Here is a 19,191-nt window from a genome sequence, read left to right as displayed (position 1 = left end):
TTTGTATCAATATTTGTTCCACCCCCGGCTTTTGTTGCGTCGCACACTTGTACATCAAATCTTTATGTATCTAAAATTTAAGTGGATAGGAATTTTTAAAAAAGTTTTTAAAAAAGTTTTGGCTGTAACGCTTGCCGCTCCTATTTTTGCACTCCAATTACAAAAAATGGAGCGTTGGTCAAGGGGTTAAGACACCTCCCTTTCACGGAGGAATCACGGGTTCGATTCCCGTACGCTCTACAAACACTAAGCCTTAAGAGACCAACCAGGTTCTTAAGGCTTTTTTAGTATTTATTAATGTCTGTAAATACTAAAAAACTAGTTTTCTTTAGTATTTAGCTGCCACTTTAAAGCCTTGCGCTTGCAGCACAAACACAATAGTTACACAATGAATGAGTTTTTATGTATCAACGATGTTTTTACTACTCAGCAAAAACAATCATTTGAAAGTCTACCTGTAAAAGGAGAAAAATATACACTTAAAGAAGAAGTAGTTAGTCTTATTGACGGAAAGAAAGGATACGTGTTTTATGAACTACCTAACCCTAGCCATCCCAACGGTCAGGAGTATTCATTTAGACCAAGCAGATTTAAAGAGGCTTTGTCAAGAGAGGTAAGCTTAGTGAAGGAGAAGGAAAAGGAAAAGGAAATGGTGGAAATAAAGTCATAATACTTCCACAGATATTGGTGATGTACCCTTTTAGCTACCTGATCCTTCTTCTGAGAATCAAATAACCGGCAGAGATTGTTGAAAACCATTCAACGTTTAGTGCTACTATGGGTATAGCCACCGCTCATATCTACCTATTGTATCATAATTAATGATGATATTTTTCTTCTTTATAAATCAACAACCGATTAGAAGAAATTACGACTAGGGCTCCAGCCCGCCTCCAGCCTTGGTAAACCAACTACACCTGCTTCGTTAGCTCTTAAACAAGTTTCCTGGCGCAACTATCTATAACAAGTGTATTAAGCTGTTATATGCATAATACGATTAGAAATGTGAATGCCTCTGCAACCTAAATGATGACAAACCGATCTTAATTATAGATTCAACAGTTACAATCCAATACAGAGTATCCATTTTAGTTACACTATCAAAAAGTGGATGGCCTTTCTATCGAATAATCTCCTTTATTCATTTCCACCCGAAAACGTAAAATAACCAGTTTAAATATCTTAATGAAAAAGTTAATGCTCTTAATGCTTTTGGCATTTTCATCGGTATCTTATGGGCAAAAAATTAAGGACTATTTGCCTTCTTTGATTTGTACATTTTTAGCCGGTAGTTCTGATGGATTAAGAGATGCTTCCATGTATAGGATGGATGGCTACGGCAAATTTTGGAATGGTAAAAACAGTTGGAGTAATAAGTATAAAAATAATGATATGAGGCAGGGCCCGGCTTACTTTGGCAGTACTTCATTTCTCGCATTTACAACTGATGGTCCCCATCTTTCCAATATGGTGACACATCAATTTAACGGAATGGCTGTGGCTTTTATGCCTTCTGATGAAAACAAAAAATTTGGGCACGTTGTTTTAAAGGTATTGGCTTATAATGCAGTTCGACAAGCGGGTCATTCTCTTGTTTATGGTTTAATTTTTAAGCCAAAATATCCTGGAGACAATCCTCTTCCTTATTAAAGTGCTACTGTTTCGCTCGTCCCATATTCTAATAAAATCCATGTTACTTTTCGACTTACCAAGTTATACTTTAGAATATGAAATTTTTATCAGTCTCATTTTTTATACTACTAAGTTTTGCAGCTATGTCGCAGTCCTATAATACGCGTAATGCCTCATCAGGAGTCGCAATGGGCTTAAGCGGAGGATATTCGACCAAGCAATCTGTAATAGGAACACTTTCTATCGGCGCAATATTAAAGACCAATAATCATTTATCATTAAACATCATTCTCTTAGGTAATACTAAAAACTTAGAGACACCAAGTATTGCTGAGGCAAGGGTAGGCCACTTCTTTAGTACCTGGCAAGTGTATGGCGGAGCAGGTTATCATATTGCAGGATCGGATAATAAAATTGCATCTCATCCCAATACAGGTATAAGACCGGCGTTAGGCGTAATCAAACATTTTCGCAGTTCACCATGGACTATCTCGGCCGCGGCAAGTGGAAAAATAGTTTCATTACAAATAGGGTTGTTTGGAGTTAAATAAAAATTGAGTGTTATTGAACAAGAAGAAATAATGAGGTATTGTTAAAGCTTCTTTTCGTCTTATAAACTTATAATCGTTTGTAGCCTTTTTTAATCTGCCTCACAACAAGATCAATTCATCATCATTCTTTGTGGTCTCCAATACCTTCCTCTTCTAAAAATATTAGGCCTGCTTATTACAAGATCCGGACTGCCGCGATGGGCCAGAAGTTAGTTTAAGAAACTACTGCTTAGTTTTTACTACTTTCAATCTACTATTTATCAATTCTTAATACATGCTGGTAAAAACGTTTGGAAGTGCAGTGTATGGAGTAGAAGCAATTAACATAACAATTGAAGTAAATGTTAGTGAAGGCCAGGGATATTTTGTGGTAGGATTACCAGACGGCGCCATAAAAGAAAGCCAGCAAAGAGTCGACAGCGCTATAAAAGACAATGGATTTAGGATGCCACGAATTAAGATTGTGGTAAATATGGCTCCGGCGGATATTAAAAAGAGCGGTTCTGCTTTTGACCTTCCGATCGCCATTGGAATACTTGGGGCAAGTGAGCAGATTGAGAACGTTGATACACTTAAAGATTATGTGATAATTGGCGAGCTAAGCCTGGATGGAGCAATTCAACCAATTAAAGGGGCTTTGCCAATAGCAATACAAGCACGTAAAGAGGGTTTTAAAGGATTAATTGTTCCAAAGGCAAATGCCCGCGAGGCTGGAATGGTTAACAATCTTGCGGTGTATGGGGTTACACATTTAAAAGAAGTGATTGAATTTCTCGCTGATGAAAGTTCATTAACCCCTGTTGATGTAAATACAAGAGAGGAGTTCTTCAACTCTCAGTATCAGTTTGAGCTTGATTTTGCAGATGTTAAAGGCCAGGAAAATATAAAGCGTGCTTTAGAGATTGCCGCCGCAGGAGGCCATAACGCCATATTGATCGGTCCACCGGGAGCCGGCAAAACCATGTTGGCCAAAAGACTGCCGACAGTATTACCACCACTAAGCTTGCAAGAAGCACTGGAGACAACAAAAATTCACAGTGTTGCAGGTAAGTTACCCGAGAATGCATGCTTAATAAATAAAAGACCTTTTAGAAGCCCACACCATACAATTTCAGATGTCGCCCTTGTTGGTGGGGGAGGCGTGCCACAACCGGGGGAAATTTCCTTAGCCCATAATGGTGTTTTATTTTTAGATGAACTACCTGAATTTAAACGTACCGTTCTGGAAGTGATGCGCCAGCCAATGGAAGAAAGGCGGGTGACTATTTCGCGAGCCAAAGTGGCGTTAGACTTTCCTGCAAATTTTATGTTGATCGCCAGCATGAATCCCTGCCCTTGTGGTTATTACAATCACCCTGACAAGGAGTGTACTTGTCCTCCAGGCGCTGTTCAAAAATATCTGAATAAAATATCGGGTCCGTTGCTGGACAGGATTGATTTACATGTGGAGGTAACTCCTGTTTCATTTACAGAATTAAGTAATATCACTAAAGGTGAAGCTTCTGCATCTATTCGTGAACGGGTAATTAAAGCCAGGGAAATTCAGGCAGAACGTTATAAAGAAACACCGGGAACCTATGCAAATGCACAGATGAGCAGTAAGCAACTACGTGAAATATGTGTAATAAACCAGGCAGGCGAGGGTTTGCTAAAGAAAGCGATGGAAAGATTAAATCTATCAGCAAGGGCGTATGATCGTATTTTGAAAGTATCAAGGACCATTGCTGATTTGGCTGCAAGCCAAGACATAAAAGTGGAACATTTGGCGGAAGCGATTCAATATAGGAGCTTAGATAGAGAAGGATGGGCAGGGTGAAGAAGGCGGGAATTTATAAGAATTAAGGTATCGCAACCAAATGGAAGAACAGTCAGGAAAATGGTGAATAAGCATTTTAACGTTGTTGGCCTTCTACAAACATTAACACAGCTGCAACAGGTTTATTTATACATTAGGAAAGACTCACCGCAAAATGCGGGAAAGTTAGAAAAGGCATGCTGGAAGCAACAGAAAAACTAGCAGTTAACCCCGAAATAAATCCTTCTGTAAGTATAAAACCAGAAATCGTTCTTCTAGGGCTTCGAGTTATTTAGGTAGCAAATATCTTATCAAATAACAAACGTTGAAGTTATCATCGTAAGGATAGGATATACAACTATGACCCCTAAAAATTATTGAGATCTTCATTAACTACACTTAACCCTTTCCGCAAATTCCCCAACGGCATTCTGAAGTTCCTCTTTTATGTTTATTCCTTCGCTTTCCTTAAAAGCTTTTTTTACCATTTTCTTATTTTCTTCATAATCAAACACCACAAATCTTCTCGTGATATCTCCTTTATCATCCCCGTTTAAATTATACGACTTAGGATGCGAAAAACATGCATAGTCGAAGCCGTTGGTAACAATCATCTTTTGTTGTGGCCTGTTACTTGTTTTAAAAAAAATCTTCTTATTTGTTATATCGTACACGATGCTCCATTTTGTAAATCCTCCCTGTGCTACTTTATTTAAAATATCAAAAGAGTAGTCAACAAGCGGCTTTGTTGTTTTGGCCTGTTTGTATTGTTTAAGCATTGAACAAGCATTTGAAAACCTGTCAAGAGAATTGTCGCCCGACCTTTTATTTTTTAATGCATTTATAGATTCGTCATAAGTGCTGTTAGCTAAGGCGGGGTACGGTAATTTATCGTTTCGGTGAACAATCATTTTGCCTCCTAAAAATTCTATAGTAGCAACACCGCCTTTGCTATCAGCAACAAGATAGTGTTGTGGAGTACCGGTGGAAGTAATTCTTATAGCTCTGTCAGTTGCCACAACTTCGTCAACGGTAGCGTTGTTGTCTAATTGATATTGTATCCATTGTAGTACACTTAATGCGGGGCGGTTATCTTTTGCAGGGTACTTGCTTTCACTCAACCACATCAACTCAACCACGAGGCCTTTCTCGTTCATTCCACCATTTGGAAATTCCTTGCCGTATTGATTGAAAGTAGTGCTTCCGTATTTTGACACCCACTTTAAAACGTTTCCATTTTCAAGAGGTAGTGAGGATTTTGCCAGGCCACGAAGATTGGTATTAACCGAACCTGTGCCGGTCATCCAATCGTAGTTTTTTCCGAAGGCCATCTGGCCATTTTTTTCCAGAAAAAAAGTGGTACAGGCACTTACTTCTTTAATGGAAAAACTTATAAGTAATACAAATAAGCCAAACAATTTTTTCATAATTGAAAATATAAATAGTTCGCGACGTAAGATGCCAGCTAAGCAACAAAGTATCCTTAAAATGTACTTTCTGGCAGAAATAAGCTAAACTGTATAAGTGTGCGACGCAACAAAAGCTTATAGTAGGTATAATGCCTGGTACATAAAAAGTACACTGAGTTACACTACGATTGGTTAATGACACTAATGCGAAAGTGAAAACAGGGCGGTTTGTTCTGTGAATATTTTATTAGCTTTAAATGCAGACTTTTGCCACTTATTTATTTTTATGAAACTTCTACTTCAATATCTTAAACCATTTCGATGGTTTATTCTACTTGCACTTTTTCTTGCCGCTATAAACCAGGTTTTTTCATTATTCAGTCCTATGATTATTGGCCAAATAATGGATCAGCTTGCTACTCACCCGCATGTTGACGCTGCTGGAAAGACCCGAACAGAGCATGCCTATATTATGGGTGTACTTTACTTTTTGGGTTTACTTGTTGGTACCGCCATGGTTAGCCGTATTGCCAAAGCATTTCAGGATTACGTGGTTAATGTGATCATTCAGAAATTTGGTGCTAAAATATTTACAGACGGTTTACGGCATAGCATGCGTTTGCCTTACCAGGATTTTGAAGACCAGCGCAGCGGCGAAACACTTTCGATACTTACCAAGGTAAGGGCAGACACGGAAAGGTTTATTGGGTTTTTTATAAATGTTTTTTTTGGCATTATCGTAAGTGTCGTATTTGTTTCTGTGTATGCCTCAAGTAAGCATTGGAGCATTGTACCAACCTATGTAGTTGGGATGATAATACTTGCAGTAGTAACAAGCATTTTAAGTAGAAAAATTAAGGTGATCCAAAAAAACATCGTTAAAGAAACGACTGTGTTAGCGGGCACTACGACCGAAAGTTTGCGCAACATTGAACTGGTAAAAAGCCTGGGACTTACCGAGCAGGAAGTAAAGCGCCTGAACAACAACACGTATAAAATATTAGGGCTCGAACTACGGAAAGTTAAAAGCATTCGTACCCTTAGTTTCATACAGGGAACGCTGGTAAATTTTCTGCAACAAGTTATCAGTTTCGTATTATTGTACCTCATCTTTCGCGATATACTAACTCCCGGACAATTCCTTGCACTGCAGTTTTATGGCTTCTTCATATTTGGTCCCATGCAGGAAATGGGTAATATTATTATCAGCTATCGCGAGGCCGAGGCGAGTTTGCAAAATTTTCATGACCTGCTAAACCGGCCGGTAGAAGCTAAGCCTGCTCATCCGGCAATAGTCGGCGGAATTAATGAACTAGAGTTTAGAAACCTTAGTTTCAAACACCGCACAGCTCAATTTAAAGCACTCGATGATATTAATTTTGATGTAAAGAAAGGTGAAACCATTGCCTTTGTTGGTCCTTCAGGAGCAGGGAAAAGCACTTTGGTAAAACTGCTTGTAGGCCTGTACATTCCGCAGGAAGGACATATTTTTTACAATGGTGTTAGCAGCAGTGATATTGACTTTGATGAACTGCGAGGACAGATAGGTTTTGTGACACAAGACACCCAGTTGTTTGCCGGAACAATTAAAGAAAATCTTTTGTTTGTTAACCCGACGGCAACGGAGGATGAGTTATGGGATGTACTAAAAAAGGCCAGTTGTACTTATATTCTCTCGCGTGCAGAACATGGGCTTGAAACAGTCATCGGTGAAGGCGGACTGAAGCTCAGCGGGGGCGAAAAACAGCGCCTTTCCATTGCGCGCTCGCTGTTGCGGCATCCCCATTTGCTCATATTCGACGAGGCTACTTCTTCTCTTGATAGCATTACCGAGGAAGCCATTACCAGCACTATTAAGAAGATCTCGTCCGAAAGAGAGCAAATAACGGTATTGATTGCGCACCGCCTTAGCACCATTATGCACGCCGATCGTATTTATGTTTTAGAGCAAGGAAAGGTTGCCGAAACCGGCAGCCACTATGAATTGCTTGAGGAGAAAGGCCTTTATTACGCAATGTGGCGCCAGCAGATAGGAGAAAGAAAGGCTACAAGCGCCAGTGCAGCGGCAATAGAACCCTGATTGATTGGATAATTGGGATTTATCGGAAGTAGTGCGCAAATACTGATCATCATAAAGATCTGCGTTCCATTTTTTGAGTACAGGCGTTGCCACTCCGATTGGTCATCGTTGCGTCGCACTTCGTTCATCTGAAAGTTTTTCAATTATACTTTGTTCACCTGTTGTTGCCAAAACAAGGCATGCAATTTTAGTACGTATATAGCCGACTCTTACAGCAATAATGTGCATATATATATGAATGACTTCAACAATTTTAACAACCCCCAGGTGGCAAGGTTACCACAACATCTGAAGCAATTTATTGTAGAGCAGCATTATGAAAAATACACTTCTATCGATAATGCAGTATGGCGATATGTAATGAGGCAGAATTATAGTTATTTGAAAGATGTTGCCTATTACCCTTATATACCAGGTTTGCATAAAGCCGGGCTTACAATAGAAAAAATTCCGAGCCTTCAGGAAATGAATGATGCGCTCGGAAAAATAGGCTGGGGCGCGGTAACTGTTGATGGTTTTATTCCGCCAGCCGCTTTTATGGAGTACCAGGCTTACAGGGTTTTAGTCATTGCCGCAGATATTCGGCAATTGCGACACATTGAATACACACCCGCTCCGGATATTATTCATGAGTCTGCTGGTCATGCCCCCATCATTGCAGACCCGAATTACAACCAGTATCTCAGTTATTTTGGTTCTATTGGTGCGAAAGCCATGTTTTCTTCACGCGACTTTGAATTATATGAGGCTATTCGTGAATTGTCTATTTTAAAAGAGATGCCCGATGCTGATTCTGCCGATATAGAAAAAGCGCAAAAAAATGTTGAGTACTGCCAGGAAAATTTGGGCGAACCTTCAGAGATGGCCTTGCTTAGTCGCTTGCATTGGTGGACGGTTGAATACGGACTAATCGGAACACTTGAAGAACCAAAAATTTATGGGGCAGGTTTACTGTCATCTATAGGTGAGAGTGCAAGTTGTATGAAGCCTGAAGTGAAGAAGCTTTGGTATACGAGTGATGCAGTAAATTATACCTACGATATCACCAAAGAGCAACCTCAATTATTTGTTACACCAACTTTTCAAAATCTTGTAAATGTTTTAGAGGATTTTGCAAACAAAATGGCTTTTAGAAGAGGCGGTACAGAAGGCTTATTAAAAGCTATAGAATGTAAAAATGTTTGTACAGCCGTTTACACGTCAGGCTTACAGGTTTCTGGTGTATTTGCCGAATTAATTTCAAATGATAATACTATTCATTTTATTAAAACTACCGGCCCCACTGCGCTGTCTTTTGAAAACAAGCAATTGACAGTACATGATAAGAATTACCATAAAGACGGATTCTCGTCGCCGGTTGGTAAGCTACAAGGAAACCCTCGTAGTCTTGAAAATTGGAGTATTTATGAATTAAATGAAGCGGGAATTATCGAAGGACAACAGACGAGTTTATGTTTTGAAAGTGGTATTAAGGTGAAAGGATTGGTTTCAGGCATTACAATCAAAAACCAAAAAGTGCTTATGATTACGTTTACAAACTGTACCGTAAAAGATAAGGAGGATAAAATTTATTTCGAGCCGGAGTGGGGGAACTATGACATGGCAGTTGGTGAAAAAATAGCCTCGGTTTTTTGTGGTGCTGCTGATAAAGATTCATTTGAAGAAATTCCGTTAATGTCTGATACGAAGACCCATCATCACCATTATACCGACGATGAAAAGTTGTACCAGCAGTTGTTTCAAACGGTGCGGGATATTCGGGAACAACAAAGCAATTACGAAAAATTGCCGGAAGTGTGGATGAGCTTAAAGGGAAGCTTTACTGACGACTGGCTTTGTTCACTCGAAGTTTTAGAACTGCTTGAGCAGGAAAATATATACGCTAATGTCGCTAAAGAAATAACTGATTATCTTGATCGGAAAGCGGACACGCAACCAGCGTATAAAAAATTAATTACAGATGGATTTTACCTGATTAAACATCCGGTAACTGAATTAGCAATACCTAAAGTGTAAAGTATGAATATTGTAATAACGGGCGCCAGCAGTGGGGTAGGGTATGAAGCGGCGCTGCAATTAATTGAAAATTCGGGCAATAAAGTAGTTGCTCTTGCACGCTCGGGAGAGAAGCTGCAGGAGTTATCGCAGGCAGCACTTATTCGTAATCCTGATGGTGTTTTATTTCCTATAGAATTTGATATAATTCATGGGGAATACGACGACAAGCTAATACCATTTGTAAAAAAGAATATTGGCCGTATTGATGTTCTTATAAATAATGCCGGTGCTCTCATCAACAAGCCGTTTTTCGAACTAGACCAACTTGATTTTGTATCAATGCTTCAAAGCAATTTTTTAGGACATATAAAAGTGATACAAAACCTGCTTCCCTTGATGTTGGCAAAAGGAGGTCATATTGTAAATATTGGAAGTATGGGCGGTTTCCCGGGCAGTATTAAATTTCCGGGTTTGGCTGCCTATTCTACAAGTAAAGCCGCTCTTCATTCTTTAACCGAATGCCTGGCGTTAGAGTTAGAAAAAAGCAATATAAAAGTCAATTGCCTTGCCCTGGGATCGGCGCAAACAGAAATGCTGGAAAAAGCTTTTCCGGGTTATGTATCTCCCATAAAAGCATCAGAGATGGGAAAGTTAATAGCTGATTTCGCTGTAACAGGACACCAGTTTTTTAATGGTAAAATACTGCCGGTGTCTGTAACTACCCCCTAATGCTATAAGACTTCAAAAGGTGCCACACTTTTGCCTAACCTGCTACATTCGCCGTAAAATGTTGAATAAAAAAATACAGTATAAGTGAGTGACACAACAATGCCGGGACTACATTTATCGTTGTAGCAAAAGTTACTTACACAATAAGTTCTTTAATTTGTTTTACACTTATAAATAGGTAAGAATTTTTTGGTGGCATTTGTTTTGTAAAAAAAATTCAAAAAAAATAAAATGCAGGTTAAGAGTGTTTTTATAACGGCTATTATTTTCCTTTTACCTATACTAAGCTTTTCACAAAGGCCCGATACGGTAATAAATAGGTTAGACAGTTTAAAAAAACAAACTGATACTACCGGCCAGAAAAATTTAATAGAACCAGGTTTTTATGATGAGCGAACTAAGGTAAATGCGAGAGTATTTGGAATTTTGTTGTTGAATGACTTTAAACAGCAGGCCCTTTCGCCCTTGGATATAAAAGGCAAGGGATGGTTAACTGGAGCCGCGCTTGTAGGGGCTACCGTGGGAGTAAGTTTTTTAGACAAGCCGATACAGGAATGGGCAGCAGGTTTGCGGCGAAGAAATGACCCTACTTTGGGAAGTTTTAGCAGAACTGTTTCGGATATTGGAGGAGTTTACCAGGTAGCAACTTTTGGAGGTATAGCTGCGTACGGTTTTATTTTTAAAAACCCTAAGCTAAGAACAACGACAGCCCTTGCCACACAATCTTACATCACTTCCACTTTTTGGTCCACGTTATTTAAAACACTTTCGGGCAGGTTACGCCCACACGATATTAACGAGAATTCGAATTTAAATATGTCTCGTTTTCATGGTCCTTTTTATGCTATTCCTTACGGTAGTAATAGCGCCTTTCCTTCGGGCCATACAACGCTTGCATTTGCTGCTGCAAGGGTGTACGCAATGGAGTATAAAAACGTTCCTGCAATCCCCATTATTTCGTATAGTATGGCCAGCCTTATTGGCTTTAGCAGAATTATAGAAAACAGGCATTGGGCTACAGATGTATTTGCCGGTGCGTTACTAGGTTTGGCGTGCGGAACGCAGGTAGTAAATAACTATCACCGTTATGCCAAACTGGTAAGGACGGGAAAAGTAAAGAAGAAAAAAGGCGACCTTTCACTGAATATACAATACCTGCCGGGGGTGGGCGTTGTGCCAGGTGCTGTTTATAGGTTTCGGTAGTTGAAGCCGGATTAATTTCTAAAGTTTTGGGTAATCATCAATCCATTAAATCCACCATCTAAAATACCTATTCCTACCCGTCCAAAAGCGGCTTTGAGAATGTTGGCGCGGTGGCCTGGAGAATTCATTAAACCGCGGTGACATATTTGTAAGGTTTGACCTAGTGCAAGGTTTTCGCCTGCCGCCAGAAATCTTACTTTTGCTTTTCGCATCCTGTCAAACGGCGACGCCCCTTCAGGCGTTATGTGCGAAAAGAATCCCCTGGCAAACATATCGCGCGAATGGGCCCTTGCTACCTCCAGCATTTCAGGATCGAATTTCAACGGTTTTAAGCCTACCTTTTGGCGCTCCTCGTTTACTAAAACCAGCATTTTAGCTTCAAGGTCTTCACGCACCTTTGGGTCAGCATCTTTAAATGGCAGCTTTACTGATTTTTCGGAACCAGGCTCTACCGTCAGTTTATTAATCGTTTTATTTACTGCCTGGTCAAAAATGGGCGAGAATTTTTCGTCAAGCCACTCTACTTTGTCCGCCATCTTTCCGGCAAACAAACTATCACGGGTTTTTGCAGAAAGGCCGTCGGAGAAAGGAATAGATAATAAGAGCGCTGAAATAATGGTTGCCCAAATAACACCATTAACAGCACCGGGAAGAACGCCAAAGGCATGATTTGCTGTATTGGTGTGTGCTGTAGCCGGAATTAACCGTAATATTTGATTTACAATAACCGACAGAGCTATTCTAATAAGTATAAGGCCGATAATGAATGAAAGGGGAACTGTCCAGATACCTAAAGTTGGGGCGTTCTTCTCTAAGAAAGTTGCAATATAGGGATAGCAGAGAAATGTAAGCAGGATACCTACTACAAACATCAGCAGTTCAAGCGCGCCCATAATAAAGCCTTTTGCCCAACCGCTGTAAACTGAAAAAAGAACAATGACAATGAGAAAAATGTCGATGTAGTTCATGATCGAAATATTATTCAGAAGAATTTATTAAGATAATATAAAATATAATGCCGAATACCCAGGTACTTATGCCCGATAGAAAGAGGGAGGGTCGCCTGATTTTTTAAAGTACCGGCTTCTCTAAAAAATATATTTTTCTTTCCTCGGTTCGCTCCTATACATTTGCTGCCCGAATGGTTCCCGTGTAAAAACCGGGATTAAAAGGGAAGCCGGTTTAAATCCGGCGCTATCCCCGTAGCTGTAAGTGTAGTGAATTATCAGTTGTCGGTTGCGGGTAATACTCACAACTCACCTCTCACAACTCACCTTTTGAACTAGAAGCCACTGTTTCGTTAAGCGGAATGGGAAGGAGTTCAAAAGACAACAAGCCAGAAGACCTGCCTTTCAAAACTATTTTATCATCGGGCTTTCGGGTGAAAAGCAAGAGATGTAATTGCCTGGTGCGCACGGGCCTTTTCATTTCCCATTTTTTCTTTCGCCGAAAGTTCATAGCAAAAACAAATGACTATGATCAAGAAATTACTTACCCCACTTTTTATCCTGGCAGCAGTTGCTGTCAGCGCTCAGTCAGACACACTTCGGGGAAATAGGTTAGACGAAGTGGTGGTGACGGCAAACAAGTATGCGCAAAAGCAAAGCACTACCGGCAAGGTTATAACAGTCATCAATAAAGAGCAAATTGAAAAAAGTAGTGGAAAAACACTTTCGCAACTTTTAAATGAGCAGGCCGGCGTAACCATAAACGGTGCACTCAACAATGCAGGTGCGGTGCAAACGGTATATGTTCGTGGCGCTGCTTCAGGGCGTACTTTGATCCTCCTGGATGGCATTCCTGTCAATGACCCTTCTATGATTAACAACGAATTTGACCTCAATCTTTTTTCATTAGATAATATTGACCGCATAGAAATTTGTAAAGGTGCCCAGTCAACTTTATATGGTTCCGATGCTATTGCCGGCGTTATCAATATTATAACTGTAAACCAGGATGTGGCAAAGCCCGTAAACGTAAAAGCAACACTCAGCGCAGGAACACTAGGTAACTTAAGAGGCAACCTGCAGTTATACGGAAAAAAGGATAAGTTCACTTATTCCGTTCGTCATGCAAGGCTTTTTACAAACGGCTTTTCGTCTGCTTATGATAGCACAGGAAACAAAAATTTTGATAAAGACGGTTATGATGGGAATGTAACCAATGCGCAACTGTTATTCCAGGCAACAAAAGCACTGTCTTTAAAATCGTTCGTGATGTACAGTCGTTACAAAGCCGGTATAGATGCAGGGGTTTTTGCAGATGAAAAAGATTATACAATTGATAATAGCAATCTTACAGGGGGCGCAGGCTTCAACTATAAAAAAGGTATCGTTACCTTAAATGGCACGTACCAATACAGCGAATTTAAACGCAACTACTTCAACGACAGCATCCATAAAACAAGTACTATTTTCGAAGACAATAAATATTTTGGGAAAACACAGTTTGCAGAATTGTACGCAAGTATAAAACTTCATAAGTCGCTTACTTTTTTAGCAGGCGCCGATTACAGGTATTCCTCTTACAACAATCATTATTCCTCTATCTCCGCTTATGGTCCATACAACGCTGTTAAAAGGGATACTTCACTAAATCAAAAAGCTTTGTATGGCTCCTTAAATTTTAGCGGCTTAAACAGTAAGCTCAATATCGAATTAGGTGGAAGGGTTAATAAGCACTCGAGGTATGGAACTAACGCCACCTATACTTTCAATCCCTCGTATTCGATAACAAAGGATGTACGGGTTTTTGGAAGTATTGCAAGCGGCTTTAAAGCACCTACATTATACCAGCTAAGTTTAAATGAAAATCTAAAAGCAGAGAAGTCGGTCAACTATGAAGGCGGACTACAAGTGAACAACGGAAAAATAAATGCCCGCGCAGTTTTCTTCAACAGGCAAATAGATAACGGAATCGATTACAACTACATCAGCTTTAAATATTTCAACTTTATTAAACAGGTGGCTAACGGGCTCGAATTAGAAGCGACTGTAAAGCCGCTTAAGCAAATCACTGTTTCGGCCAACTATACGTGGATTGCTTCGCAGGAGACTACTCAAAACCGTGTAACAAATAAAGACACTGTTACTTATGACTATTCTTTGCGCAGGCCTGCTCATACTATAAATGCAAATATTGGATGGGAGCCAACAAATAAGTGGTACTTCTCAATATCGGGTAAGTATGTAAGCGATCGCCGCGACGTGGGTGGATACAAAAAAGCAGACGTTTTATTAGAAAGCTATTTTATTGCCGGCGCTCACGCCGACTTCACTTTAAATGAGCGTGTAAAGTTTTTCGCCGACAGCCAAAACATTTTCGATAAAAAGTTTTTTGACGTAAGAGGCTATAATTCTATCCCTGCTATGTTTAATGCCGGTGTAGTTTTAAAGTGGTAACCATACGCTTTAGAAAAAGCTAAATAGCAGCAATGCTGTTGAATGGAATGCGACGCAACGATGTATAAGAGTGTTTACATGCCTGGTTAATAAAAGAAATTTTTTTGGTTCAAACTGTAGCATAAGTATGCATCATTGTTGCGTCGCACCTTTCAACGGCAAAATATAAATCATCAAAAAAGCATTGTCAAATGCATGAAACAAAAACATGCCCTTGCTGCAATAAATCCTTTGAGTGTAAGTTCGAAAGCATAACTATATGTCAATGTATGGAAGTTCATATCTCGCAAATAACGAGGGAATTATTAGTAAAACGGTATGATGAATGTTTGTGTAAAGAATGCTTAAGCCACATTGAAGGAGGTAACACCACAACCCGATTAGAAGACTGATCGAAAAAGATGTGCGGGCAGCAACAGTTGTCGCCGGCAGCTTTGCAGGTAATTGCAGGTGCAGGTGTAGAAAGAGCGCTTGTTGAAGGAGGGTCGATAGCTGTAGCAAAATTTTTGGCGTAATCCTGCTGGCAATAGGTGTAAAGTATTTGCCAGTAATATAAGTGTGTTTGGTAACTAACTATTACTTTTGCAACCCTCTGGCCTCGTAGTACAATGGATAGTATAAGAGTTTCCGAAGCTCCAGATCCAGGTTCGATTCCTGGCGAGGCCACCACTTCTGTAAGTAACAGTTGAATAGATTACTTATGCAAATCGCATTTTACAATGGCTGTTAAATCCACTCTTAACTGCAACCTGCGATTGTTTTATAAAACGTTCAGCTTGCGTTCTCTGCTCTCTGAAAGCCGTTGAAGTTTTTGAAAATATTTCTTTTGTAACAGATCTTCCTTCCGGGCGAAAAATGGTTGCGCACCTGTTGACCCACATGGATGTAGCGTGGCGGAAATACAACATAAGGTAGAATTTGAGATGGCATAATTTTTACTAATATCAATCAGATAAAAGTGTAGCCTCGAATATGAAAGGCCGGTGATAGAATATAAAACCGGTCACTGCGGAAATGAAAATACTTATAAAAAAATAACAATCAATTGGTTGTATTACTCCCGCTTTAAATTTTATCTTTAATTAAATAAAAAAAACAATATTATGGAAGGCAGGAAATACAAAGTACTACTCTGTGAAGACGATACCAATTTAGGTATGGTCCTTAAAAATTACCTTGAGCTAAATGACTACGACGTAATACTTGAAAGAGACGGGCGATTGGGTTTGGCCGCATTTCAGCGCGAAAAATTCGATATATGTCTTCTTGATGTAATGATGCCAAACATGGATGGGTTTACCCTTGCAGAAGAAGTCAGGGACGTAGATCCTGATATGCCATTGTTCTTTCTAAGTGCCAAAACAATGAAGGAAGACATCATAGCCGGATATAAGCTGGGAGCCGATGATTATATAACCAAACCATTTGATAGCGAAGTTTTACTATTGAAGATTAAGGCTATTTTGAAACGTAATGAAGAAGAAAACCGTATTAATGAAAATATAGAATTTGACTTGGGTAGTTTTCACTTCAATCCAAAACTTCGCGAGTTAAGTCACAATGGTATTATGCAGACCCTTTCTCCTAAAGAGAACGAGCTGTTAAAAATGCTGGCAGAGCACAAAAATGATTTGTTGCCCCGCGAGCAGGCACTTAAAAGAATTTGGGGTAGCGATACTTATTTTAACGGCCGTAGTATGGACGTTTATATTGCAAAATTGCGTAAGTATTTAAAAGACGATACTAACATCGAAATCGTAAATATTCACGGAAACGGCTTTAGGTTGGTTGCACCATAAGCACGTGATGAACTAATTAAAAAAGCCTATGAAAAACTTCATGGGCTTTTTTAATTAGTTCGATTAATTATAGCAATAAGTGTTTGCTTGTTTAAAAAAGCATTCCCCCGGTCTTTCCCTGTACACGTTTTCCTAAATGCTCGTATGCTTTTTCAGTCACTTCCCGGCCTCGGGGGGTGCGTTGCATAAAACCTTCCTGTATCAAAAAAGGTTCGTACACTTCTTCAATGGTTCCGGGTTCTTCTCCAACTGCGGTTGCTATTGTTGTGAGACCAACAGGACCGCCCTTGAACTTTTCAATGATGGCTAGCAAAATTCTGTTGTCCATTTCATCAAGGCCGTGTTGGTCTACGTTCAAAGCCTTTAGTGCATGCTGCGCAATACCTATTTCAATTTTACCATCACTTAATACCTGGGCGAAGTCGCGCACTCTTCTTAATAAACCGTTTGCAATACGCGGAGTACCACGGCTGCGACGGGCAATTTCATAAGAGGCCTCACTTGTTATATCGGTATTTAAAATGCCGGCACTTCGTTCTACAATTTTTTTCAGTACATCTGCATTGTAGTATTCAAGTCGGCATTTTATACCAAATCTTGATAAAAGCGGTGCCGTTAGTAAACCGCTTCGGGTGGTTGCACCAACAAGCGTAAAAGGGTTTAAATTTATCTGGATACTGCGTGCATTAGGGCCGGAGTCGATCATGATATCTAGCCTGAAATCTTCCATAGCTGCGTAGAGATACTCTTCTACCACATTGCTTAGCCGATGAATTTCATCTATAAACAATACGTCATTTGCTTCAAGGTTGGTAAGTAACCCGGCAAGATCTCCCGGCTTTTCAATTACAGGTCCGCTTGTCTCTTTTATGCTTACGCCCAGCTCATTTGCAACAATTCGGCTTAAGGTAGTTTTCCCTAAGCCCGGTGGACCATGAAATAAAATGTGGTCTAAAGCCTCTCCGCGCAATTTTGCAGCTTTTATAAATATGCTCAAATTTTCTATTAACTGCGGTTGACCTGCAAAATCTTCAATTTCCTTCGGCCGTATATTATTTTCAAACTCTACCTCCGCCGCCGTCGCATTTTCTTTTCCATTGCTTAAGTTTGGATTGGCCATTGTTGTTATTATCTTATTTGTAAAAATACTTATTCTATCAGGCAAAAAACCGAAACCAATCAAAATTGGGATGATCGGATCGGGGAGAGTAAGACAGTTGCGGGGTAAAAGCACGCATGTCTTACGGAAACGACGTGATAGTTGCAACCTTCACGAATCAATGAAGAAGTTGTAAAACAGAAAGACGGCGCCGGTAGATCCAAAAGAGATATTTGTTGGACGAGCTGAAGCAGTTTCTTCAAAATAGTTGCGACGCTCCATTCAACTTTTAGTAATTCTATAGCGCGTTTTAAGTCTTAACCGCGTATTGCATCATCTGTAAAATCACGTCAGGATCCGGACAATTTTCAAGGTATTTTTCTTTTTGAGAATATTTGCAAACCCCTGGGTAGTCACCTTTTTTTTCATGCATCCCGGTTACTATTTGAAAGTGCAAATGGGCAGGCCAATAACCGTTCTCTTTTGGCGGACCAAAATGAGCAAACTCTATACCGCGACCAATGTATTGGCCTTCCTGTATTCCTTCAATATCCCTCAAGCTCAAGTGTCCGTAGAGCGTATTGAAGGAAACGTCCTCCAGCTGATGTTGTAAAATAATGGTAGCTCCATAATCACCAAAAAAATCATTGAAACTAAAGCTGTGCACATACCCACCGAGGGGTGCAAAAATGGGTGTGCCAACAGGACCCCAAATGTCAATACCAAGGTGAAGGCGACGAGGCTCTTCACCAGCGTCAAACCTTGTACTGCGGGAATAGATGGTGCGATGTTCTGCATAGCCGCCTATTCCGTATTTGTATTTTGTGCCCAATTGCTGGTCTATATACTGGGCAAAAGCATCCGTATTAGCTAATATGTTATCGGTAAGTATTGTGTTAGATGCCGTGAAGTCGAGCTGAAGTAATTGATCTCTGCTGGCATTAAACGGCACTACCGGATGAAAAGTAGTGCCGTTTTTATGTAATGCATTTTGTAAGGGTGTTAATGTCATTTTTACTACAAGCTTAAAACCTTTTTATATCACCACATTGATCATTCTCCCTTTTACAAATATGATCTTTTTAGGAGTTTTTCCTTCGAGCCATTTTTGTACAGTTTCGTTTGTAATAACAATTTGTTCAACATCCGGTTGCGCAGCATCTAGTGAGATATTGATGTTGGTTCTATGTTTTCCATTAATACTAACCGGGTATTCTTTGCTGCTCTCGATAAGGTACTTCCCTTCAAATTTTGGAAAGGCTGCATCAAGCACACTTCCTTCATTTCCCAGTAATTTCCAAAGTTCCTCTGAAACATGCGGAGCGTAAGATGTAAGTAAAATCAGCAGCGGCTGAAGAACTTCTTTTTTACGACACTTTAAATCGTTCAGTTCATTTACACAAACCATGAAGGCACTTACTGCAGTATTGAAACTAAAGCGTTCTGTGTCTTCTTCAATTTTCTTAATGGTTCTATGAAGCACTTTTAGTTCAGC

General features: G+C 39.9%; 16 protein-coding genes, 2 tRNA genes and 1 riboswitch. Of the genes, 13 read left to right on the top strand and 5 right to left on the bottom strand.

Features of this window, described 5'->3' with window-relative positions; translation table 11 throughout:
* Positions 1-168: 168 nt before the first annotated feature.
* The 5 genes from JWR87_RS08960 (at position 169) to JWR87_RS08940 (ending at position 3,999) form a co-directional block, all read left to right on the top strand.
* A tRNA-Glu gene (locus tag JWR87_RS08960) sits at positions 169-240 on the top strand.
* Between the two features lie 148 nt (positions 241-388).
* Positions 389-670, top strand: a complete 282-nt coding sequence (locus JWR87_RS08955; RefSeq protein ID WP_297818531.1) for a hypothetical protein — start codon at positions 389-391, stop codon at positions 668-670.
* 515 nt (positions 671-1,185) lie between these two features.
* Positions 1,186-1,650 carry a hypothetical protein gene (locus tag JWR87_RS08950; protein WP_297818528.1) on the top strand — a complete coding sequence of 155 codons (465 nt, stop codon included), beginning with the start codon at positions 1,186-1,188 and terminating at the stop codon, positions 1,648-1,650.
* 77 nt (positions 1,651-1,727) lie between these two features.
* On the top strand, positions 1,728-2,183 hold the full coding sequence (locus JWR87_RS08945) for a hypothetical protein (protein ID WP_297818525.1): 456 nt from the start codon (positions 1,728-1,730) through the stop codon (positions 2,181-2,183).
* 274 nt (positions 2,184-2,457) lie between these two features.
* On the top strand, positions 2,458-3,999 hold the full coding sequence (locus tag JWR87_RS08940; RefSeq protein WP_297818522.1) for a YifB family Mg chelatase-like AAA ATPase: 1,542 nt from the start codon (positions 2,458-2,460) through the stop codon (positions 3,997-3,999).
* A 368-nt stretch (positions 4,000-4,367) separates the two neighbouring features.
* Here JWR87_RS08940 and JWR87_RS08935 read toward each other — a convergent pair whose 3' ends face one another.
* Positions 4,368-5,405 (bottom strand): linear amide C-N hydrolase, encoded by a 1,038-nt coding sequence (locus tag JWR87_RS08935; RefSeq protein ID WP_297818519.1) that lies wholly within the window; start codon positions 5,403-5,405, stop codon positions 4,368-4,370.
* Between the two features lie 268 nt (positions 5,406-5,673).
* Here JWR87_RS08935 and JWR87_RS08930 point away from each other — a divergent pair, with 268 nt between their 5' ends.
* The 4 genes from JWR87_RS08930 to JWR87_RS08915 all read left to right on the top strand — a co-directional run bounded on the left by JWR87_RS08930 (position 5,674) and on the right by JWR87_RS08915 (position 11,397).
* On the top strand, positions 5,674-7,467 hold the full coding sequence (locus tag JWR87_RS08930; RefSeq protein WP_297818516.1) for an ABC transporter ATP-binding protein: 1,794 nt from the start codon (positions 5,674-5,676) through the stop codon (positions 7,465-7,467).
* Positions 7,468-7,701: 234 nt separating this feature from the next.
* Entirely contained in the window at positions 7,702-9,483 is a 1,782-nt protein-coding gene (locus JWR87_RS08925; RefSeq protein WP_297818513.1) for an aromatic amino acid hydroxylase, read from the top strand.
* Positions 9,484-9,486: 3 nt separating this feature from the next.
* Positions 9,487-10,194 carry an SDR family oxidoreductase gene (locus JWR87_RS08920; RefSeq protein WP_297818510.1) on the top strand — a complete coding sequence of 236 codons (708 nt, stop codon included), beginning with the start codon at positions 9,487-9,489 and terminating at the stop codon, positions 10,192-10,194.
* A 231-nt stretch (positions 10,195-10,425) separates the two neighbouring features.
* Complete coding sequence (locus JWR87_RS08915) at positions 10,426-11,397, top strand: phosphatase PAP2 family protein (RefSeq protein ID WP_297818507.1); 972 nt, start codon at positions 10,426-10,428, stop codon at positions 11,395-11,397.
* Positions 11,398-11,408: 11 nt separating this feature from the next.
* On the opposite strand, the gene JWR87_RS08910 is transcribed toward JWR87_RS08915, so the two are convergent.
* Positions 11,409-12,365, bottom strand: coding sequence for a CvpA family protein (locus tag JWR87_RS08910; protein WP_297818504.1), 957 nt, complete (start codon positions 12,363-12,365; stop codon positions 11,409-11,411).
* 157 nt (positions 12,366-12,522) lie between these two features.
* A riboswitch (cobalamin riboswitch) is annotated at positions 12,523-12,765 on the top strand.
* A gap of 107 nt (positions 12,766-12,872) precedes the next feature.
* On the opposite strand from JWR87_RS08910, the gene JWR87_RS08905 reads away from it, so the two are divergent.
* From JWR87_RS08905 to JWR87_RS08895, 4 genes are all read left to right on the top strand, one after another.
* Positions 12,873-14,798, top strand: coding sequence for a TonB-dependent receptor (locus tag JWR87_RS08905; protein ID WP_297818501.1), 1,926 nt, complete (start codon positions 12,873-12,875; stop codon positions 14,796-14,798).
* Positions 14,799-14,989: 191 nt separating this feature from the next.
* Complete coding sequence (locus JWR87_RS20265) at positions 14,990-15,190, top strand: cysteine-rich CWC family protein (RefSeq protein WP_366090393.1); 201 nt, start codon at positions 14,990-14,992, stop codon at positions 15,188-15,190.
* Positions 15,191-15,392: 202 nt separating this feature from the next.
* Positions 15,393-15,467 (top strand) — tRNA-Arg (locus JWR87_RS08900).
* 434 nt (positions 15,468-15,901) lie between these two features.
* Positions 15,902-16,597, top strand: coding sequence for a response regulator transcription factor (locus JWR87_RS08895; protein WP_297818498.1), 696 nt, complete (start codon positions 15,902-15,904; stop codon positions 16,595-16,597).
* Positions 16,598-16,688: 91 nt separating this feature from the next.
* Here JWR87_RS08895 and ruvB read toward each other — a convergent pair whose 3' ends face one another.
* The 3 genes from ruvB to JWR87_RS08880 form a co-directional block, all read right to left on the bottom strand.
* Positions 16,689-17,717 (bottom strand): Holliday junction branch migration DNA helicase RuvB, encoded by a 1,029-nt coding sequence (gene ruvB, locus JWR87_RS08890; protein ID WP_297818495.1) that lies wholly within the window; start codon positions 17,715-17,717, stop codon positions 16,689-16,691.
* Positions 17,718-18,006: 289 nt separating this feature from the next.
* Positions 18,007-18,708: a peptidoglycan DD-metalloendopeptidase family protein gene (locus JWR87_RS08885; RefSeq protein WP_297818493.1), complete on the bottom strand. Its 702-nt coding sequence runs from the start codon at positions 18,706-18,708 to the stop codon at positions 18,007-18,009.
* A 24-nt stretch (positions 18,709-18,732) separates the two neighbouring features.
* Positions 18,733-19,191: class I tRNA ligase family protein (locus JWR87_RS08880; protein ID WP_297818490.1), on the bottom strand; the 459-nt coding region annotated here is incomplete at its 5' end.

This window comes from Segetibacter sp. (assembly GCF_025963695.1).
Classification (GTDB): Bacteria; Bacteroidota; Bacteroidia; order Chitinophagales; family Chitinophagaceae; genus Segetibacter.
This window is presented reverse-complemented; position numbering and strand designations above follow the sequence as displayed.